Annotated in this window: 23 protein-coding genes and 1 pseudogene; 9 read left to right on the top strand and 15 right to left on the bottom strand. The window is 72.6% G+C overall.

What is annotated here, in order from left to right:
* Positions 1 to 9: 9 nt before the first annotated feature.
* The 4 genes from ABZ794_RS21745 to ABZ794_RS21730 form a co-directional block, all read right to left on the bottom strand.
* Positions 10 to 156, bottom strand: coding sequence for a hypothetical protein (locus ABZ794_RS21745; RefSeq protein ID WP_357517216.1), 147 nt, complete (start codon positions 154 to 156; stop codon positions 10 to 12).
* Positions 153 to 677 (bottom strand): N-acetyltransferase, encoded by a 525-nt coding sequence (locus ABZ794_RS21740; protein ID WP_357517214.1) that lies wholly within the window; start codon positions 675 to 677, stop codon positions 153 to 155. Before ABZ794_RS21740 ends, ABZ794_RS21745 begins: the two co-directional genes overlap by 4 nt.
* 479 nt (positions 678 to 1,156) lie before the next feature.
* Positions 1,157 to 2,731 (bottom strand): FMN-binding glutamate synthase family protein, encoded by a 1,575-nt coding sequence (locus tag ABZ794_RS21735; RefSeq protein WP_357517213.1) that lies wholly within the window; start codon positions 2,729 to 2,731, stop codon positions 1,157 to 1,159.
* Positions 2,732 to 2,819: 88 nt separating this feature from the next.
* Complete coding sequence (locus ABZ794_RS21730) at positions 2,820 to 3,929, bottom strand: N-acetylmuramoyl-L-alanine amidase (RefSeq protein WP_357517211.1); 1,110 nt, start codon at positions 3,927 to 3,929, stop codon at positions 2,820 to 2,822.
* 207 nt (positions 3,930 to 4,136) lie between these two features.
* Here ABZ794_RS21730 and ABZ794_RS21725 point away from each other — a divergent pair, with 207 nt between their 5' ends.
* The 3 genes from ABZ794_RS21725 (at position 4,137) to ABZ794_RS21715 (ending at position 7,646) form a co-directional block, all read left to right on the top strand.
* Positions 4,137 to 4,607: a DIP1984 family protein gene (locus ABZ794_RS21725; RefSeq protein WP_238689619.1), complete on the top strand. Its 471-nt coding sequence runs from the start codon at positions 4,137 to 4,139 to the stop codon at positions 4,605 to 4,607.
* 358 nt (positions 4,608 to 4,965) lie between these two features.
* Positions 4,966 to 5,931: a hypothetical protein gene (locus ABZ794_RS21720; RefSeq protein WP_210787102.1), complete on the top strand. Its 966-nt coding sequence runs from the start codon at positions 4,966 to 4,968 to the stop codon at positions 5,929 to 5,931.
* Positions 5,932 to 6,305: 374 nt separating this feature from the next.
* Positions 6,306 to 7,646 (top strand): MFS transporter, encoded by a 1,341-nt coding sequence (locus tag ABZ794_RS21715; RefSeq protein WP_238689621.1) that lies wholly within the window; start codon positions 6,306 to 6,308, stop codon positions 7,644 to 7,646.
* Positions 7,647 to 7,692: 46 nt separating this feature from the next.
* Here ABZ794_RS21715 and ABZ794_RS21710 read toward each other — a convergent pair whose 3' ends face one another.
* Together ABZ794_RS21710 and ABZ794_RS21705 are read right to left on the bottom strand one after the other, a co-directional pair.
* Entirely contained in the window at positions 7,693 to 8,079 is a 387-nt protein-coding gene (locus tag ABZ794_RS21710) for a VOC family protein (protein ID WP_357517208.1), read from the bottom strand.
* The gene (locus ABZ794_RS21705) at positions 8,076 to 8,492 is read right to left on the bottom strand and encodes a hypothetical protein (RefSeq protein WP_357517206.1); all 417 of its coding nucleotides are present in this window, start codon (positions 8,490 to 8,492) and stop codon (positions 8,076 to 8,078) included. Before ABZ794_RS21705 ends, ABZ794_RS21710 begins: the two co-directional genes overlap by 4 nt.
* Before the next feature lie 282 nt (positions 8,493 to 8,774).
* Here ABZ794_RS21705 and ABZ794_RS21700 point away from each other — a divergent pair.
* The 3 genes and pseudogenes from ABZ794_RS21700 to tnpB all read left to right on the top strand — a co-directional run bounded on the left by ABZ794_RS21700 (position 8,775) and on the right by tnpB (position 10,617).
* Positions 8,775 to 9,242 (top strand): annotated as a pseudogene (locus ABZ794_RS21700) (recombinase family protein).
* Positions 9,239 to 9,550 (top strand): helix-turn-helix domain-containing protein, encoded by a 312-nt coding sequence (locus ABZ794_RS21695; RefSeq protein WP_357517334.1) that lies wholly within the window; start codon positions 9,239 to 9,241, stop codon positions 9,548 to 9,550. The pseudogene ABZ794_RS21700 and the gene ABZ794_RS21695 overlap by 4 nt, the downstream one beginning before the upstream one ends.
* Positions 9,436 to 10,617 carry an IS607 family element RNA-guided endonuclease TnpB gene (tnpB, locus tag ABZ794_RS21690; protein WP_357517331.1) on the top strand — a complete coding sequence of 394 codons (1,182 nt, stop codon included), beginning with the start codon at positions 9,436 to 9,438 and terminating at the stop codon, positions 10,615 to 10,617. The genes ABZ794_RS21695 and tnpB overlap by 115 nt, the downstream gene beginning before the upstream one ends.
* A gap of 143 nt (positions 10,618 to 10,760) precedes the next feature.
* Here the strand turns inward: tnpB and ABZ794_RS21685 are convergent, their stop codons facing one another.
* The 5 genes from ABZ794_RS21685 to ABZ794_RS21665 form a co-directional block, all read right to left on the bottom strand.
* Positions 10,761 to 11,177 (bottom strand): YchJ family protein, encoded by a 417-nt coding sequence (locus ABZ794_RS21685; RefSeq protein ID WP_238689624.1) that lies wholly within the window; start codon positions 11,175 to 11,177, stop codon positions 10,761 to 10,763.
* 181 nt (positions 11,178 to 11,358) lie between these two features.
* Positions 11,359 to 12,459: a magnesium and cobalt transport protein CorA gene (locus ABZ794_RS21680; RefSeq protein WP_210787373.1), complete on the bottom strand. Its 1,101-nt coding sequence runs from the start codon at positions 12,457 to 12,459 to the stop codon at positions 11,359 to 11,361.
* Between the two features lie 102 nt (positions 12,460 to 12,561).
* Positions 12,562 to 13,173 (bottom strand): class F sortase, encoded by a 612-nt coding sequence (locus tag ABZ794_RS21675; RefSeq protein WP_357517203.1) that lies wholly within the window; start codon positions 13,171 to 13,173, stop codon positions 12,562 to 12,564.
* Positions 13,174 to 13,259: 86 nt separating this feature from the next.
* The gene (locus tag ABZ794_RS21670; protein ID WP_357517201.1) at positions 13,260 to 13,745 is read right to left on the bottom strand and encodes a hypothetical protein; all 486 of its coding nucleotides are present in this window, start codon (positions 13,743 to 13,745) and stop codon (positions 13,260 to 13,262) included.
* A gap of 331 nt (positions 13,746 to 14,076) precedes the next feature.
* Entirely contained in the window at positions 14,077 to 14,910 is an 834-nt protein-coding gene (locus tag ABZ794_RS21665) for a metalloregulator ArsR/SmtB family transcription factor (RefSeq protein WP_357517199.1), read from the bottom strand.
* 126 nt (positions 14,911 to 15,036) lie between these two features.
* On the opposite strand from ABZ794_RS21665, the gene ABZ794_RS21660 reads away from it, so the two are divergent.
* Complete coding sequence (locus tag ABZ794_RS21660) at positions 15,037 to 16,317, top strand: lycopene cyclase family protein (RefSeq protein ID WP_357517197.1); 1,281 nt, start codon at positions 15,037 to 15,039, stop codon at positions 16,315 to 16,317.
* Between the two features lie 10 nt (positions 16,318 to 16,327).
* Complete coding sequence (gene rnhA, locus ABZ794_RS21655) at positions 16,328 to 16,801, top strand: ribonuclease HI (protein WP_091406604.1); 474 nt, start codon at positions 16,328 to 16,330, stop codon at positions 16,799 to 16,801.
* A 7-nt stretch (positions 16,802 to 16,808) separates the two neighbouring features.
* On the opposite strand, the gene ABZ794_RS21650 is transcribed toward rnhA, so the two are convergent.
* Positions 16,809 to 17,045 (bottom strand): preprotein translocase YidC, encoded by a 237-nt coding sequence (locus ABZ794_RS21650; protein WP_357517195.1) that lies wholly within the window; start codon positions 17,043 to 17,045, stop codon positions 16,809 to 16,811.
* A gap of 39 nt (positions 17,046 to 17,084) precedes the next feature.
* The gene (locus tag ABZ794_RS21645; RefSeq protein ID WP_357517193.1) at positions 17,085 to 18,305 is read right to left on the bottom strand and encodes an MFS transporter; all 1,221 of its coding nucleotides are present in this window, start codon (positions 18,303 to 18,305) and stop codon (positions 17,085 to 17,087) included.
* A gap of 5 nt (positions 18,306 to 18,310) precedes the next feature.
* On the opposite strand from ABZ794_RS21645, the gene ABZ794_RS21640 reads away from it, so the two are divergent.
* Positions 18,311 to 18,910: a MarR family winged helix-turn-helix transcriptional regulator gene (locus ABZ794_RS21640; RefSeq protein WP_357517191.1), complete on the top strand. Its 600-nt coding sequence runs from the start codon at positions 18,311 to 18,313 to the stop codon at positions 18,908 to 18,910.
* On the opposite strand, the gene ABZ794_RS21635 is transcribed toward ABZ794_RS21640, so the two are convergent.
* Together ABZ794_RS21635 and ABZ794_RS21630 are read right to left on the bottom strand one after the other, a co-directional pair.
* A complete protein-coding gene (locus ABZ794_RS21635; protein WP_357517189.1) occupies positions 18,855 to 19,736 on the bottom strand; it encodes a pentapeptide repeat-containing protein in 882 nt (293 codons plus the stop codon). The genes ABZ794_RS21640 and ABZ794_RS21635 overlap by 56 nt on opposite strands.
* A gap of 73 nt (positions 19,737 to 19,809) precedes the next feature.
* Positions 19,810 to 20,955, bottom strand: a complete 1,146-nt coding sequence (locus tag ABZ794_RS21630; RefSeq protein ID WP_357517187.1) for a DUF5919 domain-containing protein — start codon at positions 20,953 to 20,955, stop codon at positions 19,810 to 19,812.
* Positions 20,956 to 21,067 lie beyond the last annotated feature (112 nt).

Here is a 21,067-nt window from a genome sequence, read left to right as displayed (position 1 = left end):
GACCCAGGCTCACGCCGGGTGCGGCTCGCGCAGCCAGCGGTGCGGGTCGGCGGGCCAGTTCAGCGGGTACCCGTCGACCCGGTGAACCTCGGCGAGCGCCGCGACGCAGCCGTCCAGGTCGGTGGCGCGCCGCCGACGGACAGCGGGTCGGTTCACAGGTCGTCGAACGGGCCGGCGTAGCGGAACTCGCCCCGGATCGACTCGCGCCACGCGTGCGACGGCCGCGCCATGAAGTACTGCGGCCCCCACGGCTGCGGCGGGATGACACCCAGCTCGACGGCCGGCCGGAACCCGAAGCGCGGGTAGTAGTCGGGATGCCCGAGCAGCACCACCAGCGGTTCGTCCCGCGCGTCGGCCGCGCCGAGCACCGCGTGCATCAACGCGCTGCCGACCCCGCGCCGCTGCCAGTCGGGCAATACGCCCAGCGGCCCCAGGCCCAACGCCACCGGCGCACCGCCCACCCGGCCGCGGGTGGCCACCACGTGCCCCATCACCTGGCCGTCCGAATCGGTCGCCACCAGGGAGTACGGGGGCAGCCAGCCCTCGTCGGCGCGCAGCGCGTCGACAAGGGTCGCTTCGACCGGTGCGCCGTCACCGCCGTCGGCCTTGGCGAAGGCTGCGGAGTGCACCGCCCGAATGGCGTCGACGTCGGCGGGTGTCTCGCGTCTGATCAGCACCGCGCCACCATACGGGTGCCCTCGGCAGCGGCTCCACGCGTTATTCCGTCGCATGGCGTCCTCGGCCCGCCCCACCCGAGGCGCTGGCGGGGATCGTCAGGATGTCCGCGGGGTGTCGCGGCAGGCCACGCGTCCAGCACCGCACCGCCGAGCAATGCCGGATCGCGCGGGCCGGTCGGTCGCTGAGCCGGGGTTGTTGCCGCATCGGCGAGGGCTGGAGGGCATGTCGCGGAAACCGGCTATACCTCTGAGTCATAAATATGACTCAGAGGTATATCGCTCAACGGCGAATGTGGCTCCCCGGTCGGAGACCAGCGGGTCAGAGCCCAGGCCCGGTCGGAGAGCAGCGGGTCAGCGCCCGGGCCCGGTCGGAGAGCAGCGGGTCAGCGCCCGGGCCCGGTCGGAGGCTGCGCGGCTTAGCGACCAGGCCCGAGCCGAGGTCAGGCCCGAGCCCAGGCCGGCCAGGTTCGGGCGTTATTTCAGCCGACGGCGGTGGCGGAGGGCGGGGCGCTGCCGCCCTGGGGTGCCTCCGGGACCATCAGCCGGATGATCTCCGCCTGGTCGGCGGGCGAGGGCAGTCCCCATTCGGGTCGGTAGCCGTATACCTGGTGCAGTGGGGTGGAGCTGGTGCGGCCGTCCAGGATCTCCACGGCGTCGGTGCCGATCAGGCCGGGGTGTTCGACGCCGCAGGCCTCGGCGACCTTCGTCAGGTCCCGGCGCAGCGTCCGCAGGTAGTTGGCCGCCCGGACCGACTTCAACGTCGGGTCCAGGCCCCGGGCGAGCCACGCGTTCTGGGTGGCGACGCCGGTGGGACAGGTGTCGGTGTGGCACTTCTGCGCCTGGATGCAGCCGATCGCCAGCATCGCCTCCCGACCGACGTTGACCAGGTCACAGCCGAGCGCGAACGCCACGATCGCGTTGTCCGGCAGGCCGAGCTTGCCGCCGCCGACGAAGACCACCTGTTCGTGCAGGTCGTGCTCGGCGAAGATCTTGTACACCCGGGAGAAGCCCTGCTGGAACGGGAGCGACACGGAGTCGGTGAAAATCAGTGGTGCGGCCCCGGTGCCGCCCTCGCCGCCGTCGATCGTCACGAAGTCCACACCCCGGCCGGTGTCCCGCATCAGGGTGGCCAACTCCTGCCAAAAGCCCAGGTCACCGATCGCCGACTTGATGCCGACCGGCAGACCCGTCTCGGCGGCCAGCAACTCCACCCAGTCGAGCAGGCTGTCGCAGTCGGAGAACTCGGCGTGCCGGGACGGGCTGACGCAGTCCTGACCGGCCGGGATGCCCCGGGTGGCGGCGATCTCGTCGGACACCTTCGCCCCGGGCAGCAGCCCACCGAGGCTCGGCTTGGCGCCCTGGCTCAGCTTGATCTCCAGCGCTCGCACCGGTGCGCCGGCGACCAGGTCCTTCAACCGGTCGAGGCTGAACCGGCCGTGCTCGTCGCGGCAGCCGAAGTAGGCGGTGCCGAGTTGGAAGACCAGCTCACCGCCGTTGCGGTGGTACGGCGACAGGCCACCCTCGCCGGTGTTCTGCAGGCAGCCGGCGAGCGCCGCCCCCTTGTTGAGCGCGGTGACGGCGTTGCCGGAGAGCGAGCCGAAGCTCATCCCGGAGATGTTGACGACCGACTCCGGTCGGAACGCTCGGGCGCGACCCCGTGCCGCGCCGAGCACCTTCGCGCTGGGCAACCGCACGTCGTGCCCGGCGGTCGGTGACGACGGCGGCACGGCACGACCGAAGGTGCGGTGCTTGATGATCGGATACCCGGGGGTGTACTCGATGTCGTTGTCGGTGCCGAAACCGAAGTAGTTGTTCTCCTGCTTGGCCGACGCGTACACCCAGCGGCGCTGGTCGCGGGTGAACGGCCGCTCCTCGTTGTTGCCGGCCACGATGTACTGCCGTAGCTCCGGCCCGATCGTCTCCAACAGGTAGCGGGCCCGGCCGAGGACCGGAAAGTTGCGCAGCAGCGCGTGGTCGCGCTGGATCAGGTCCCGCGCGGCGAGGGCCGCGAGGGCGGCGGCAACAGCGGGTACGGCTCGACGGGCCCAGGTCATGCTCGGGACTCTTTCCGCCGGGGCGACGGATCAAACCGGTGAGCCGGCTGGTGGCGGTGCGGGTGCGCCCCGCACCGCCACCACGCGCTCAGCGGTGCCGGAACGATTCGCGGACCGACCCGCCGACGACAGTGCACCACGTGCTCGTGCTGAGCTTGCCGTTGCGGGGCAGCCCGTGCAGCGCCTGAAGGTCCTGCACCGCCCTCCGGGTGGCGTGGTCGTACGCCCCGGTGACGGTGACCGCGTACCCCTTGGTGAAGAGGATTTCCTGCACGGCCGTGACCGGCGCTCCGGCGGCGTGCTGGTCCAGCTCCGGCGCCAGGGTCTCCCAGGTCGGCGTGGTGAGTGTGGCGTCCACGTCCACAGCGATGCCGTTGCGGGCCTGCCAGTCCTGCACCGCCGCGACGGTCGCGGCGTCGAACGTGCCGCTGACGGTCACCGGGTAGCCCCGGTAGGCGAGCAGGTGCTGCACCACCCGGACGGAGGGGGAGTTGACGAAACGCCACAGGTCCGGCCAGCGGCGCGCTGGCACGTCACCGAGCTTGGTGCCCAGGGCGGCGTGCACCCGCCGCCGCAGCTCCGGGAACTGCCGGTAGAAGGCAGCGCCCGGGCACTCGGTGGTGCGGAAGTCCCAGTGGCCGAAGATGTCGTGCGCCTGCAGCCCGTACTGCCGGCAAATCGCGACGCAGAGCTTGACCAGCGAGTCGGTCAACGCCTTGGGTGGCGTCTCGGTGACGTAGGTGCCCTCGTTCTCGATGCCGATGGCCCGGCCGTTCTCACCCGGGCAGTGCGCCGAGATCATCTGCCGGTCGCCGGCTTCGAGGCGCTCCAGGCTGCCCCGGCGGCCCTCCAGCACGTACCCGCCACGGCTGACAGTGAAGTGCTGGCCGGTGTCGGACCAGCCGTTGCCGTCCATGTGCAGGTCCTGGCAGTCGTGGGCCAGCTTGACCGCCTGCTCGCGGGAGTAGTCGGTGACGTTCGGGAACGCCATGTGATGCACGATGATCTTGTTGGTGGCGATGGCGCTCACCGACAGCGGGTCCTTCGGCGGGCGGGCGGCCCACTCGTCACAGCTGATGATCCAGTCCAGGTCGGTGCCCGGCGCGGCCTGCGCCGCGCCCGGGAGGGCGAGTTCGCTCCCGACGACGGCGACCGTGGCGGCGCCGAGACCGGCCCGCAGCAGCGTCCGGCGATCCACTTCGGAATGGTCGACGTGCATTGCATCTCCTCCTGCGGCCGACGGCGGGGGGATGAAAAGTAGCTCCAGTGGCCGCACGTACTTCGGAGAATATTGCCAAGACTCGTCCGCGCGCTAGAGGGCGCCCACCCCCAACGGGCAGCCGGAAAACCGGTCGGCCAAAAGATCAACGTTCCGCTAACCTGGCCGCTGACTCGGGGGTGGGAGATGAAACTTGGTGAGGCGCTGACCGAACGCGCCGAGGCGGCACGACGGGTCGAGCAGCTGCGGACCCGGATCAACGGCAGCGCCCGGTACCAGGAGGGTGAGCTGCCTCCGGAGGACGCCACTGTGCTCATGACCGAGCTGGACCAGGTCCTCGACAACCTGGAGACGCTGATCCGGCGCATCAACCGGACCAACGCCACGGTGCCGGTCGACGACCTCGGAACGCTCACCGACGCGTTGGCCCGGCGGGACGTCCTGCGACTGCGGCACGCGGCCATCACGGCGGCCGCCGACGCCGCCGCCGGTAGCGGCCGTGGTCACCTGGCCCGGCAGCTCCGCTCCGAGCTGAAGATGCTCGCCGCGTTGCCGGTCGCCGAGCTTCGGGAACGCGCCGACGGGCTCGCCGGACAGCTCCGCGAGCTCGAGGTGCGGATTCAGCGCACCAACTGGGAGGCTGACCTGCTGGACTGACCTACCCCAGAAGCATGTGGAGCAGGTAGCCGTCGTGGAGGCGTGTACACACAGGTCCGGGCTGCAACCCCGGCACCCTTCTTGGCGCGCGGTGGGCAGCGCGGGGTTCAACTCCCCAAGCACAATGCAGCCCAGCACCGAGGACAGGTAACACCGCAACACGCACACCTCATCACCACGTACAGATCCTCGACGGCGAGGGCGGGTTCGGGGCACTCCACATCCGCGCGGCCGCGTGCTGGTCGCTCACCAGCACCCGGTCTGGAGGGCGACCCCGCCTGGTCGGCGTTTCCGCGCGTCGGGTCGCGGGTAGGTCCGGTGCTGACCGTTCCGGCTGCCCCACTTAAGGAATGACCAGATGAGTGACAACGTCAGCGACGCGGTGGGCGACGCTCTCCGCTCGGTGATGCTCTTCCTGCCCAAGGCCGTCGCCTTCCTGGCGATCCTGGTGGCCGGATGGCTGATCGCCAAGGCCGTACTGAAGATCGTGGAGAAGGTCCTCGAACGGGTGGGCTTCGACCGCGCCGTCGAACGCGGCGGCATCCGCCGCGCGTTGAGCCGCTCCCGGTACGACGCCAGTGACATCGTCGCGAAGCTCGTCTACTACGCGGTGCTGCTGTTCACCCTTCAGCTCGCCTTCGGCATCTGGGGCCCGAACCCGATCTCCGACCTGCTCGGCGCGGTGATCGCGTGGCTGCCCCGCGCCTTCGTCGCGATCGTCATCGTCGTGGTCGCCGCCGCCATCGCCAACGCGGTCAAGGACATCATCAGCGGCGCGCTCGGCGGCCTGTCGTACGGCCGGGTGCTGGCCACCATCGCCTCGGTGTTCATCCTCGGCCTCGGCGTCATCGCGGCGCTGAACCAGATCGGCGTGGCCACCGCGGTCACCACTCCCGTGCTGATCGCCGTGCTGGCCACTATCGGTGGCATCCTCGTCGTCGGTGTCGGCGGCGGTCTGATCCGTCCGATGCAGAGTCGTTGGGAGTCGTGGCTGACCCGCGCCGAGCAGGAGTCGCAGCTGATCGCCGAGCACGCCCAGGCGTACCGGGCCGGTCGCCGCGACGCCGAGGCCGAGGCCGCCCGCCGATCGGCCACCACCAGCGGCGCGGAGGCCACCCAGGTGGTGACCAGGCCGGCCGACGCCGACGCCACCCAGGTGGTGACCCGGCCCACCGACCCGGAGGCCACCCAGGTCGTGCACTTCCCGGCCGACTCCGACGCCACCCAGGTGGTCACGGGCGGCACCGATCGCGCGGTGCCCGGGCAGCGCACCAGCGACGACGGTGAGACCACCACTGTCATTCCGCCGGTCGACCGGCACTGACACCAGCGGTACGGCGGCGGGGGGGGGGGGGGGGGGGGACGCCCCCCCCCCCGGAGGGGGGGCCCCCCCCCCCCCGCGACCCGGGGTCCACCCCCCTGGTCTTCCCGCGGCGCCCCCGGCCCGCCCCCCCGCGGCCGGGCGGGGGGGGGGGAACCACCCCACCCCGCCCCGCCTCTCGTTGTCCGCCCCCCGCCTCGCTCACCTGGCACGGTTCGCGCTGCTCGGCACGCCGAAAGCGCTGGCCGCGGCCGCGCGGGTTGTCTAGCATCGCGGGCATGACCTGGCGACATTGATCCAGCAGCGTCGGCCGATCCCGTGGGCCACCACGGGCACCGCACGTCCGGTGTCCGTCTCCACTCCCACGGGAAGGCCCCATGACCCTCATCGCTTCGCGCGTCCCCGAGCCGGCGGTCCGTCGGCTGACGGCGACTCTCTACGGGTACGCGTTCCTCAGTGACCTCGTCCTGCTCTACCCGCTGTACGTGGTGTTCTTCGCCGACACCGGGCTGTCGGTGGGGCAGATCGCGTCGCTCTTCGTCATCTGGTCCGCCGCCGGCATCCTGTTCGAGGTGCCCTCCGGCGCCTGGGCCGACGTGCTGTCCCGCCGGCTGCTGCTGTGCCTCGCCCCGCTGGTGGCCGCCGCCGGTTTCGCGCTCTGGGTGCTGCTGCCGTCGTACCCGGCGTTCGCTGTCGGTTTCCTGCTCTGGGGCGCCGGTGGCGCACTGGTCTCCGGTGCGCTGGAGGCGTTGGTCTGGACCGAGTTGGACCGGCTCGGCGCTGTCGGCCGGTACGCCCGGGTGCTCGGGCGGGCGCGGACGGCGGGTGTGCTGGGCGTGGTGGTCTCCGGAGTGCTCGCCGGCCCGGTGCTCGCCGTCGGCGGGTACCCCGTGGTCGGCGCGGCCAGCGTGCTCGCCTGCCTGCTCGCCACGATCGTCGCCACCCGCTTCCCGGAACACCGCGCGCCGAGGGCCGTACGCGTTCCGGTGGCCGAACCGGCGACGGCCGCTCGCTCGGTGGCTGCCGCGCCACCCCGGCTAGACGAGCCGGACACCGTCCCGCCCGGGAGCCCGGACGACGATGGTGACCTGGGGTGGTGGGACACGCTGCGGGCCGGGGTGTCGCAGGTCCGCACCCGTCCGCCGGTACGCGCCGCCGTGCTGCTGGTGGCCGTGGTCGCCGCCGACTGGGGCGCCCTGGATGAGTACACCCCGCTGCTCGCCCTGGACACCGGCGTCGGCGCGCAGGCCGTACCCCTGCTGCTCCTGCTGCTCTGGGCCGGAGTGACAGTCGGCGGGCTGCTCGCCCCGGCGGGGGAGCGGCTGGGCGGCCGAGGGTACGCCGCACTGTTGGGGCTGGTCGGCGTCGCGCTGGCCGGAGGTGCCCTGCTGCGGCACCCGGCCGGGTTCGTGTTGCTCGCGGTAGCCTTCGGCGCCGCGCAGTTGGCCACAGTGCTGGCCGACGCGCGACTCCAGGCCCGGATCACCGGCACCAGCCGCGCCACCGTCACCTCCCTGGCCGGGATGGCCACCGACGTGCTGATCATCGTGACGTACGCCGGTTACGGTCTGCTCGCCACGACGGCCGGCAATGCTGTGGCGTTCGCGCTGACCGCCGGGGCGTACCTCGTGGTGGCGCTGGTGCTGCTGACCCGCCGCCGGCGCCGGACGGCAGTGCCCACCGGTGTGGCCGCGGCCGTGCCGGGCGGCCCGGATTGACCGGAGCCCGGCGGCGGCCTCCTCGGGCCGTCGCTGGGCCGCGCGGTCAGCCGGCCATGTGCAGGAACGACCACTGGTGGCCGTCGAGGTCGCGGAAGCCGCGCATGTACATCGGCCCGTTGGCCATCCCCGGCCCGAGCGACTCCCCACCGGCGACCGCCGCCTGGTCGACGAGTTCGTCGACCTGCCCCCGGCTCGGCGCCGACAGCCCGACGACGACCTCACGGCTGGTCGCCGTGTCCGGCGTCGCGACCCCGGTGTACGCCTCGAAGCCCGGGCGCAGGTGCAGCACCAGCCGGGTGGTGTCGGAGATGGTGAGCACCATGCTGTCGCCGTCCGGCTCGGCCTGGTCGCTGGTGAAGCCGATCGCCCGGTAGAACTCGGTCGCGGTGGTCAGGTCACGCACCGGCAGGTTGATGAATGTCATGGTCATCGGTCGTCTCCGTCCGTCTCGAGCAACACCTTCAGCGCGGCGAGCCGATCCCGCCAGTACGCCTTCAGCTCCGCGGCCTGCTCGGCTCCGGTCAGCTTCTCGTGCACGACGTTGACCCGGGCCTTTGACTCGCCGACAGCGTCGATGCCGACGACGATCCTGGTGGGGCCCCCGGCCCAGTCGGCACGGAAGCTACGCGGCGCGGTGGCGGTGCGGACGCGCACCTCGACGTCGGGCAGCCAACGGGCGCGTGCCGTCTCGTCGGCGAACGCCTCGAACAGTCGCAGCGCCGGCGCGGCCACCGTCCGGCTCGCGCTGGCCTCGAAGCCACCGCCGCGTCGTTGACCCGGTGCGCGCAGGCCGCGTGCCTGCTCGTACCCGACGGTGATGGTCTGCGCCCACCATCCCGACACCTCGTGTTCGGTGGCGAGGTGACGGGGACGCGGCGGTGGATTCCTGAGCCGACTCGACGGTCCGATTGATCAGGTGCCGGCGGGCGGTGGTGTAACTCTCGCCGGTCTTCTCCATCCGGGCCCGGACCCGGGCCTTGAACGATCTCTGGGTGGTCATCACATGCTCCCGGTCAACGGCACGGTCACCGGGACTCACGCTCCCGTCGACCCCGCCGGAGTGGGGTTGACTGCTGCTAACACATCTTGGTCATTAGTGCTTACTAGTTGTCTATGGTGGGCAGCGTGAACTTGAAGGAGTGGGCGGCGGCTACCGGCATCTCGTACGCGACCGCACGGCGGCGTTACGAGTCCGGGACGCTGCCTGTTCCCGTGTATCGACTCGGTCGGCTGATCATGGTCGGTGAACCGTTGACGGGTGCGACCACTGAGGCCGGGTAGACCGTTGTGTACGCGTGCGTGTCGTCGGCCGAGCAGAAGCCGGACCTGGACCGGCAGGTCGCGCGGGTCGCCGTGTGGGCGACCGGGCAGCGCCTGGCGGTGGACCGGGTGGTGACCGAGGTCGGTTCGGCGTTCAACGGGCACCGCAAGGAGTTCCTCGCGTTGCTGCGCGACCCGGCCGAGGTGGACGACGATCTCGTGCGTGATGTCACCGAGATCCTGACGTTGCTGTGCGCCCGCCTGTATAGCCGCCGCGCCGCCGCGAACCGTGCCGGTCGCGCGGTCGAGGCCGCCGCTGAGGGCCGGGCGTGAAGACGATCCAGGCGTACCGGTTCGCCCTGGACCTCACCCCTGGTCAGGAACGTGGCGTGCTGGCGCACGCCGGGGCGGCCCGGGTGGCCCACAACTGGGCGCTGGCCAGGGTCAAGGCGGTCATGGATCAGCGGGCCGCCGAACGCACCTACGGCGTGCCGGAGGAGATGCTGACCCCGACCTTTCGTGGACGCTGCCCGGCCTGCGTAAGGCGTGGAACGTCGCCAAGCCCGACGTCGCGCCGTGGTGGCGGGAGTGCTCGAAGGAGGCGTTCAACACCGGCCTCGACGCCCTCGCTCGCGCGTTGAAGAACTGGGCCGACTCGCGCTCAGGTAAGCGCGCCGGCCGGCCGGTCGGGTTCCCGGGGTTCAAGTCCCGCCGCCGCAGCATCGCGTCCGTGCGGTTCACCACCGGGACGATCCGGATCGAGTCCGACCGCAAGCATGTGGTGCTGCCCCGGCTGGGCCGGCTGAAGCTGCATGAGTCCGCCCGCAAGCTCGCCCGCCGGATCGACAACGGCACCGCCCGGATCATGTCCGCCTCCGTGCGACGTGACGGCGGCCGGTGGCACGTCGCTTTCTGCGTCGAGGTCGAGCGCGGCGAGCGGCTACCCGCCCGGCCGGGCGCGGTGCTCGGCGTCGACGTCGGCATCAGGCACCTGGCGGTGCTGTCGACCGGCGAGCTGATCGACAACCCGCGATACCTGACGACAGCGCGCCAGCGGATGCGGGCGCTCGGTCGGGCACTGGCGCGCAAGACCGGCCCGGACCGGCGCACCGGCCGACGCGCCTCGAAGCGGTGGGAGCGAGCGGCAGCCCGGCTCGGCCGGGCGCATGCCCGGGTGGCGAACCTGCGCCGCGACGGACTGCACAAGCTCACCACCCGGCTGACCCGCGAATACGCCACGGTCGTCATCGAAGACCTCAACGTCACCGGGATGCTGCGCAACCGCAAGCTGGCCCGGCACATCGCCGACGCCGGGTTCGCCGAGATCCGCCGGCAACTGACCTACAAGACCAGGTGGAACGGCGGCCGGCTGATCCTGGCCGACCGCTGGTATCCCTCCTCCAAGACGTGCTCGGGCTGCGGCGCGGTGAAAACCAAACTCGCCCTGTCCGAGCGTGAATACCAGTGCGAATCGTGTGGCCTGGTCCTCGACCGGGACCTCAACGCCGCCTACAACTTGACCGCGCTCGCGGCTGACGCAACAACCGCCGGGAGTGGCCCGGCGGCTGGACGTGGAGCCGACCGCAAGACCCCACTCGCGGGGCTGGTGGCATTGAAGCGTCAACCCGGCACCGCGCCAGCGGGTCAGACCGGGACCGTCTCACCGCAAGGCGGGACTGCCAACCGCGTGCTCACTAGAGCACACTGAGAGGCAACGGCATGTGGCACCACGTCCCGGGCTCCAGGCCCCCTTTGCCTCCGCGTTGCCGACGGCGTGAGCGTCGGGAGGGAGATGCGGCGCAGGACTACGCCGACGTCATCGTACGCCCCGCCCGGCCGTCGGCGCAGCCGTCAGACCTGGTCACCGTCGACGTAGACCCACCTGCCGTCCTCGCGGACGAACCGGCTGTGTTCGGTCATCGTGCCGGGCCGGCCCGCGTCCCGGTAGTGGGCGTGGAAGGTCACAGTGCCGGCGGTGTCGAGCAGGCCGCCCCGCTCGGTCTCCACGATCTCCAGTCGGGTCCACCGCTGCCCCGGGTCGAGCTCAAGGGAGGCGGGTCGGGTCGAGGAGTGCCAGCTGCGCAGCAGGTAACCGGAGTCGCCGAGGGCGAAGGCGCTGAACCGGGAGCGCATCAACGCCTCGGCCGTCGCCGGGGCGTCGCCGCCGTGCACCGGGGCGCAGCAGTCCGCGTACGCCCGGCCGGAGCCGCACGGGCACGCCCGTCCCGTCGTCGCGTTCCCCCGCCGACGTTTTGCACCCTTACCCACATCCGTCATCCTGCCCCACGCACCCCCGACCCTCGCCCCTGCCCCGCCCCCGCGTCCGGTCACCGCGATCTTGCACTTTCTGTCGCGACATAATTTACAAATAGTGCATATTGACGACACAAAGTGCAAGATCGCCGGGCCGGGCCGGGCCGGGGCTCGCCGGGGCCGGGCCGGGCGGAGGTTAGAGCCAGCCGGAGCGGCGGAACAGCCGGTACAGGAACAGGGCCGCCGCCGCCATCAGGGTGAGGGCCCCGGCGTAGCCGTAGCGCCAGGCCAGCTCGGGCATGTGGTTGAAGTTCATGCCGTAGATGCCGGCGATGCCGGTCTGGGTGGCCGCGATGGCCGCCCAGGCGGCGATCTTGCGCATGTCGTTGTTCTGCTCGACGGCGAGCTGCGCCAGTCGCGACTGGACGATCGAGGTGAGCAGGTCGTCGTACGCGGCCACCCGGTCCACCGCCCGGCTCAGCCGGCCGTCGACGTCGACGAACCAGCGGTGCAGGGCACGCGGCGGGCCGTCGGGTTCGAGCAGCGTACGCATCGGCGCCTGCAACGGCAGGACCGCCCGCTTGAACTCCACCACCTCCCGTTTGAGCTGGTAGATGTGCTGGATGTCGGTCGTGCGGTCGCGGGCGAACACCGCCTCCTCGACCCGCTCCAGGTCCCGTTCCACGTGCCCGGCCACCTCCAGGTAGGAGTCGACCATGCGGGCGCAGACCGCGTACGCCACCGCCCACGGTCCGGCGGCCAGCAGCGCGGGGCGGCGTTCGATGTCGGCGCGGACGCTGCGCAGTGCCCCGGCGGCGCCGTGCCGCACAGTGATGGCGAAGCGGTCGCCGAGCAGCACCATGACGTCCCCGGTGTCGATCACCTCGGAGGTGTCGGTCAGCTCGTCGTGCTCCACGTACCCGGCGGTGCGCAGGACCAGCAGCGTGACCGGCCCGTGGCGCTGCACTGTGGGCCGGTGCCCGTCGGCGAGCGCCTGTTCGACTGTCAGCTCGTCGAGGCCGAAGGTCTGGCCGACTGCGGCGAGCACCGCCGGGCCGGGGTCGTGCAGTCCCAGCCACACGAAGGCGTCGCGGCTGTGTCGTGCCCGGGCGTACGCGTCGGCGTAGTGCGGTTGGCCGGGCTCCCGGCGGCCGTTGACGTAGACGGCGCAGTCGACCACGGCGTCCGGGTTGGACCGACGGGGGGTGGGGGAGCCGTCCTCGACCCGTCCGAGCAGTCTCCGGGCCAGGGCGCGTACGCCCCGACCGGTCCGGTCCCGTACCGGTCGTTGATCCACCGCGTGCCTCCCCGTCGCCGGCGCACCGTCCCGATCAGGGGATGGTGCCACCGCATTCTGCCGACCAGGGTCCGGCTCCCGACAGCGGGGAGGCGGCTCGGTTCAGGCGGTGCGGGTGGCGAAGACGACGACGTTGTCGACGTAGTTGCCGGTGGCGGCGTTGAACCGGCCGCCGCAGGTGATCAGGCGCAGCCCGGCGGCGTCCGCCGGGCCGTAGACCAGGGTGGTGGGGAAGTGCTCCTTGGGGTATGCCCGGACGTCGTCCACTGTGAACGTGGCGACCCGTGCGTCGGCGCGGGTGACCTGTACCTGCTGCCCGGCGCGGAGCCGCCCGAGGTCGAAGAAGACCGCCGGGCCGGACGGCGCGTCGACGTGTCCCACCAGGACGGCGTTGCCGGTCTCGCCGGGGGTGACTCCGTGCCGGTACCAGCCGGCGAGGGTGGGCCTGTCCAGTGGCGGCACCTCCAGCACCCCGGCGGCGTCGGCGCCGACGGGAACGATGTCGGCGCCTACGCCGATGGCGGGGATCTGCACCCGGACCGGCGCGGCGGGTGGCAGCGGAGCCAGGTCCGGTGCGGGGTGGGTGCGGGTCGGCGCGTCGGCCGACGGTCGTGGTGGCCGCGCCGGGTCGGCGGTGAGGCCGACGGTGATCAGCCCGAGCCCGGTCACGCCGAGCAGGGCCACCACTGCCGCCAGGGCCCGCCGCGACCGCACGTGTGCACCTCCGTACCGGATCGTCGGGGTGCCCGCACCGGTGTCACCGGCGCGGGCACCCGTCTCAGGGATGGAACGGCCGCCGATCAGGCGACAGTGGACACCGGACGGCGCCGGCGGATCAGGATCACCGCGCCGGCGAGGGCGGTGCCGAGCAGCGTGCCGCCGGCGGCGAGAGCGCCGGTGTCACGGTTGTCGCCGCCGGAGCCGGCCGGCGCGCCGCCGATCGGGGTGACGGCGAAGGTGGTGGTGCCGGCCGAGCTGCCGTCGCCGCAGGTCGCCGCCACCGTGTACGTGCCCAGGGTGAACCCGGCGGTGAAGAGCTCGGCGCTCAGCCCGCCGCCGGCGGCGGCCGTGGTGGATCGGACGTTCTGGTCGCGGTTGGGGCCGGTGACCCGGAAGAGGGCGTCACCCGACTTCGGGTTGCAGGTCGTCGCGGTGAGCACGACGGTCCCACCGACCGGGGTGGTGGCCGGTGACACAGTGGTGTCGGCCAGTGCGGCGCCTGGCAGCAGGAGCGTGCCGAGGCCCACGCCGAGCGCCGCCGAGCAGAGTGCTGTTGAGACCTTCATACGCGTCTTCCCTCACTTTTCGTCCGCTGACTGCGTGGGACGTCGTTCGGGTGGCCAACTCCGTGACTAGCACCGGTGTGCCCAACACTAGGTGGGTTGGGTCCTCGATCAGGTGAAAATGAGAAATCCTCGTTGCCGTCACGTGTCCACCCGAAGGCGGGGGGAGCTGCGGAAAGGCCCGGACGGCCCGACCGGCACCGGTGCTCCGATCGATGGCCATCCGGTCGGGCTGTCGTCGCTGTGTCGATGGCGAGGTATTGCCGGAGACGGCGGAAATGCACCGCCTGGCCGCCCGCGATCGACGACCGGGCGCGTCGGGTGCGCGCTCGGGTCAGTGGGCCTGGGCCGGGGTCGGGTCGGGCATCGGCTCGCCGGTCTCCAGCAGGGTCTTGAGGCTGGCCAGCAGCTCCGGCCAGCCGCCGCTGCCGTCGAGCTGGCCGCTGATCGCCCGGTGCATCTCACTGTCGGGGGAGAAGTCGTCGTGGATGACGGTCAGCCGGACGGTCGACGCGCTGTGCGGCTCGATCTCGAAGGTCACCGTCGACCGGCGCTCACCGAGGCGGGCGGCCAGCTCCTCGGCGGACCAGCCGAAGTGCTCGGCGTGCTCGGGTTGGAAGCCGTGCCAGCTGTAGGAGAGACGTCGGTAGGGCTCGGCGACGAGCACCCGTTGGCCGAGGTCGCGCGGCTCGCCGTCCGGTGCGTCCTGCCACAGCACTGGTGACCCGACCTGCCAGTCCGAAACCAGCGCGACTCCACCCCAGTAGCGACGGGTGAACGCCGGTCCGGTGAGCGCGGACCACAGTCGCTGCGCGGTGCTCGTGACGTAGGTGGTGTAGACGAAGGTCGGGCTCTCCATGGGTTGTCGCTCCAATGCGGTGGTCAGGTCGGCCAGGGTGGCAGCGCGCTCGCGGTCGTAGCGGCTGAGCCACCGGTCGGCGATGGCGTTGATCGGGGCGGCGTTGAGGTAGTGCAGCTTCTCCCGGCCGCGCCGCACGGTCGTGACGAGATTGGCCGCCTCCAGCACCGACAGGTGCTTGCTGACGGACTGTCGGGTGCCGGCCAGCCCGTCGCACAGCTCCCGCAGGGTCTGGCCGTTGCGCTCGTTGAGTCGGTCCAGCAGTCGGCGCCGGCTGGGGTCGGCCAGCGCCCGAAACGCGTCGTCCATCGACCCTCCCCGCAACAGGCAACCATTTGGTTGCTTGTCAACTTAGGCAACCAATGGGTTGCCTGTCAACCTGGCCGTCGGGTGGCGGCACGCGTGCGAACCGGACCGTGTGGCAGCGTGGTGCGGGTGACCGACTCCGCGCCGCTCGACGTCGACCTCGCGCTGCTCGGTGGCGGCGGCGCCGCGTCGTTGCTGCTCGCCGCACTGGACCGGCACGGCGTCCGGGATCTGCGGATCGCCATCGTCGACCCGGTGCGCCGCCGCGGTCAGGACCGCACCTGGGCGTTCTGGGGTCACCCCGACAGCGACCTGGACCCGCTTCTGAGCGCGAGCTGGCAGCAGGTCGAGGTGGCGACGGCGGCGCGACGCCGCGTCCTGGACCTCACCCCGCTGCGGTACGCCATGCTCCGCTCCGGCCCGGTCTACGACCGGGCTGCCGACGCCGAGCGTCGCCTCGACACCATCCGGATCGTCGCGCCCGCCGAGACGGTGCGCGACGACGGTGACCGGGTGCTGGTGGGCACCGGCGACGGGCGCGGCGTACGGGCCGGCTGGGTGCTCGACTCCCGTCCCCGACCGCCGGCGCGAGCGGGGCGAACCACCTGGTTGCAGCACTTCCGGGGGTGGTGGCTGGAGGCTGACCGGCCGGCGTTCGACCCGACGCGCGCGGTGCTGATGGACTTCCGTACCCCGCAGCCGCCCCGGGGCGTCTCCTTCGGCTACGTGCTGCCGGTGAGCGACCGCTACGCCCTTGTCGAGTACACCGAGTTCTCGCCGGACCTGCTGACCGACGCCGGGTACGACGCGGCGCTGGCCGGCTACCGGGATCTGCTCGGGCTGGATCCGACCGGGCTGCGGGTGCGCGAGGTGGAGAACGGGGTGATCCCGATGACCGACGCGCCGTTCCCGGCCCGGCCCACCCCCCGCGTGGTCCGCCTCGGCACGGCCGGTGGCGCGACCCGCCCCTCCACCGGCTTCACCTTCTCCGCCATGTACCGCCAGGCCGACCAGGTGGCCCGCGCCGTCGCTGCCGGCCGCGCGCCGGTGCCCGAGCCGGCGTACCCGCGCCGGCACCGCTGGATGGACGCGGTGGCGCTGCGGGCGCTGGACCGGGGCGGGGTGGGCGGTCCCGAGTTCTTCGACCGGCTCTTCGACCGCAATCCGGCCGAGCGGGTGCTGCGCTTCCTCGACGGCGGCACCACTCCGGCCGAGGAGGTCGCGATCATGAATTCGACCCGGCTGTGGCCGATGATCGCCGCGACCGCCGGTGACGCCGCACACCGGGTCCGCGACCGGCTGCGCCCCATCCGGCCCGCGCCGGCCATCCCACCCGCGGTGGTGGGTCCGGCGCCGACGGCTCGGCGCGCCGGCCCCCCGAGCGGGGAGGACGACGTCCGCGCCCGGTAGGTTGCCGGGCATGGTGGACGCGGCGGCCGGCAGGGGCGTGCAGATCTGGACCGACGGGGCGTGCAGCGGCAACCCCGGTCCGGGTGGTTGGGGTGCGCTGCTGCGCTACGGCGATCACGAGCGGGAGCTGTGCGGCGGTGAGGCCACGCCCACCACCAACAACCGGATGGAGCTGATGGCGGCCATCCAGGCGTTGGAGAGCCTGAACCGGCCGGTCACCGTGGAGCTGCACACTGACAGCACGTACGTGCGCAACGGCATCACCAGTTGGCTGGCGTCGTGGAAGCGCAACGGTTGGCGGACCGCCGCGAAGCAGCCGGTGAAGAACGCCGACCTGTGGCAGCGGCTGGAGGCGGCCTGCGAACGGCACGAGGTCACCTGGCTGTGGGTCAAGGGGCACAACGGCCATCCGGAGAACGAGCGGGCCGACGGGCTCGCCAACAAGGGTATGACCGAGGCCCGGGGCGCGCTGACCAGCCGCTGATCCCGGGTCAGCGAGTCGCGTCCGGGTGCCCCGGCATGCTGGAACCTCCGCCGCTGCTGCCGGACGAACCACCGGCGACACCCGAGTTGTCGGGCTCGGTCACGATGTCCGGCCGGACGTCGGTGTCCGCCGGTGCGGGGACCTCGGTGTCCGCCTCGACCTGCACCAGTGGCGTTTGGCCGGCCTCGTCCTCGCTGTGCTGCGGGTCGCCCGGCTGCTCACCTTGACGATTTCGGTAGCCCACGCCGTGCCCCCCGTCGATGCCGGTCCGCGTCGGCGCTGGCTACCCGGCGTCGTCCCGGCCGAAACCTGACCTGCCGGCGGGGACCGCCGACCCGACCGTCTCGGCCTGCGGCGCAGCGGACGGCAGCCGCAGCGTCCGGCGGCGGCTGAGCGCGACGACCAGCGCCAGCGCGAGCGCGCCGACGACCACCAGGAACGCCCACGTGTTACCGAGGTGGTCGTTGACCACGCCACTGGTCGCGGAGCCGGCGGCGATGCCGAGTTGCCCGGCCGTCTGCAACCACCCGTACGTCTCGGGTAGCCGGACCGCCGGGGTGGACCGGGCGAGGATCTCGTCGGTGACGGCGAGGAACGGTGCCAGCGCGAGACCGAAGACCGCCAGCGCGACGGCCATCTGCGGCACGCTGCGCGGCAGCAGCAGCGCCACCGAGGTGGCGGCCAGCGTGCCGAGCATCGTCAGGTACGCCGCCGCCGGGCTGCCGGGCCGCCCCCGGCTCGCCAGCAGCACGCCACCGGCCAGGCTGCCCACCGACCAGATGGTCACCAGCAGCCCGGCCTGGTCCGGGTGCCCGACGGTGGTGGCGAACGCGGGCACCAGCACCCACATCGCCCCGATGCCCATCATGTAGCCGACGTGGGTGCCGACGACGGTGCGGCGGGTGGCCTGGCCGGGCAGCGCGGAGCCCTTCTCGCGAGGCTGCCGGTCGGCCTCGCGCGCTGGCAGCACGGCGACCATGCCGAGCAGCCCGATGCTGCCGATCACCGCGAAGGCGAGCAGCGCGGCAATGGGTCCGCTGATCAGCAGGCTCAGTGTCACCGCCAGGGGGCCACCCACGTAGAGCACCTCCTGCCCGACGGCGTTGACCGCGTACGCGCGGGCCAGCGCGGCGGGGGCGACGAGCCGGGCCAGGTGGGCGCGTCCGCTGCCGACCGCCGGTGGGGTGCTGACGCCGGCCACTGTGGCCAGCGCCACGAACGCCGCCGGTTCGGTGGTGACGGCCAGGCCGAGCAGGGCGAGCAGGTGGGCGAGGCCGGTGGCGAGCAGCACCGGCCGGGCACCGAGCCGGCCCAGGAGTCGGCCGACCAGCGGCGCGGTGACCGCCAACCCGATCCCGCAGCCGGCGCTGGCCACGCCGGCGGTGGCGAAGCTGCCGGTGTTCTCGTGGCCGAGCAGTACGACGAGCAGCTGCCGCAGTGCGACAGGTAGCTGCGCCACTGTCATCAACACGATGAGCAGCACCGCCCGTCGGGGTAAATCCACAACTTATGAATCTACCCGAGGACGCCTCGCCCAACCTGCTCGGCGCACTCGCCCTGCTCGTCGGCTCGCGGATGCGGGCCTCGGTCAGCGCGTCCGCCGGTGCCGGTGGCGCGCTCGCCGAGGCGCTCGTCGTCCTCAAGGACCAGCCGGGGGTGACCGCCGAGTGGTTGGGCCAGGTGCTGGGGCTGACCCAGCCCGGCGTCGCGCACCTGGTCCGGCGGCTCCGGGAGCAGGGCTGGGTGGAGCGGCGTCCCGGCGCCGACGCGCGCAGCCGCGCCCTGCACCTCACCACCGAGGGCACGGCGGCGGCCGCCCGGACCCTGCGCGCCCGGCAGGAGGTGCTGACCGCGCTGCTCGCCCCGCTGACCGTCGAGCAGCGCGCCCAGCTCGCCGACATCGCCCGCGCCCTGCTGCACGACGAGGTGGCCGACGCCGCCAGCCTGGCCCACCTCTGCCGGCTCTGCGACCGCGCCCGCTGCCCACAGTGCCCGGTCCATGCCGGCTTCCAGGAGTTGACGGCAGCGTGCGGGGGATCAGATCAGGCCGTTCCTACCGGCGACGGCCCCGACGGGCGGGGGAGCGGGCCGGCTGACGGACCGGGGTGAGCGGCAGCGCCGTCCAGTGCGCCGGCCGGGTGAGCGTCTGCGACAGCCCCGTGTGGGTGTCGCCCCGGGCGGCGTCCAGCTGGGTCTGGTGCAGGAAGAGCGTGCGCCGCAGGTCCGCGCCCCGCAGGTCGGCGCCGCGCAGGTCCGCGCCGGTGACGTCGGCCAGGCTGAGGTCCGCTCCGCGCAGGTCGGCGCCGATGAGCAGCGCCCCGCGCAGGTTGGCCCGGCGGAGGTCTACGCGGCGCAGGTCCACCCCGAGCAGGTGCGCTCCCCGCCGGTCGGCGCCGCCGGGGGCGCGGGCCGCGTCGCTGGCTTGGGACAGCAGCGGGTTGACCCGGCTCCGGTGGTCGGCGACGTCCACCGCGCGAAGCTGCGCCGGGTCGCCCCCGGTGAGCGTCAGCGTCTCGGCGCGGGCGCGTTCCAGCTCGGCACGCAGCTCGGCCGGCGGGCGCAGCGCCACCGCCTCGGTGAGGTACCAGAGCAGTTCGTGCAGCGGTCGCAGCACCGCGAACGCCTCCGCCATCGCCGGCAACGTGTCCGGCGCGTCCCGCCAGTCCCGCCCGCCGAAGGTCACCTGGGCGACCTGCTGCCCGGCCCCGAAGCAGTCGAACACCGTGCAGCCGGGGAAACCACGCTGCCGCAGCTCGGTGTGGATGCCGCAGCGGTGGTCGGGGCGCAGGTTGGGGCAGGGCGAGCCGGCCGGCTTGTCGATGGCGAAGTCCGCCGACGCGGCGAAGGCGGGCACCACGCAGCACAGCCCGAAGCAGCGTCCGCAGTCGGCGCGTAGCTGCGCCGCCCCGGACGGCGGTGCGGTGCGGTGCGACACGCCGACGATCCTCCTGACGATCAGGGTTGGGCCACCATTGTTTCCTGTGCCGCACCCACGGGTCGGTCGGGGGTCACCGTGCGTGCGTGTCACCGGCCGTCGCGGGGCGCGGCGCCGGGGTGCGGGCATCGCCCGGTGGCGCCACCAGTCGGCGGACGTCCCGCTCGCCGTCGTCGTGCCCGTACTTCTGGTCGAAGTGCCGTTTCACCACGGCGACCGGCGTACGGTCCCCGTCGGCGGGCTCGGCCAGCGCGAACACCCCGGGCGCCGCCCCGGGCGCGCGGGGCGGCAGCACGGCTCGCACCGACAGCGGCCCGGTCACCCGGAACCCCCGGCAGTCGACGTAGTGCTGCCCGTCCACCGTCACGAACGGCACGCGTACCTCGACCACGTCCGACTCGTCGTGGCGCAGCGTGACCATGACCGACCAGTACCGTTCCAGGTCGAGGGTGGCCTGCTCGTGCTCCCACAGCTCCTCGAACCGGGCGTGCACGAACCCGCCCCACGGGCTGTCCATGTCCACCTCGAGCTGCGGCACGTTGAACGACAACTTCCCGATCGGGAAGAACGAGATCAGCGCCCGCCCGTCCCACTGGTAGAGCTGGATCGACGGGGACGCGTCGTAGAGCCGGACCTGGAGGCGGTGGCGCAGCCGCGAGTCGAGCGCGTCGGCGAACGCGGCCAGGTGGCGCAGGTTGGTGCGGATCTGTCGGGGCACGTCCACCCGTTGCCGTTCCAGCTCCTCGGAGCGCTGCTGGGCGGCGGTGCAGTCGGGGTCGAGCAGGAGCAACTGCACCTGGGCACCGTTGGCGAGCGCCGCTCGCACCGCGCTCAGCGTCTCCTCACGGTGCCGTTGCTCCAGCAGGATCGTCCAGGTGTCGAGGATGCGCACCCGACGGCCGGAGCGGTGCAGCCGCGTCACGAACGCCTGTTGGTCGAAGCTGAGGTGCTCCTGCACCCGCGCCTTGCGGGCCTCTTCGAACAACGGGTCGAAGATGACGTACGAGATGGCCGCGAGGACCACGCTGGCCCCGAGGTTGAGCAGCAGGTCGCTGAGGAAGCCGGTGCTGCGCCAGGCGGCCAGCAGCATGACGACGGCGATCGCGAAGAGTGCCCCACCGACGACGAAGGCCCGTCGTTGCCGCCCGCCCCGACCAGCCCACCCGGGCATCCGGTCCCCTTCCGCTGTCGGTCGGCCCCACTGCCGCTTGCTGGTCACCGGAGTTCGGAGGATATGTGCCCGCTTTGCTGGGCGCTGTCCCGTTCTCCGAGCGGCTGGTTCGCCGCTCGGACCGCTCCACCGCTCATAGGGTGACGGTAACGGAGTCGTG

The organism is Micromonospora sp. NPDC047187, assembly GCF_040643355.1.
Taxonomy (GTDB): domain Bacteria; phylum Actinomycetota; class Actinomycetes; order Mycobacteriales; family Micromonosporaceae; genus Micromonospora; species Micromonospora salmantinae.
Note: the sequence above shows the minus strand (reverse complement) of the source record. Positions and strands in the feature narration are given on the sequence as shown.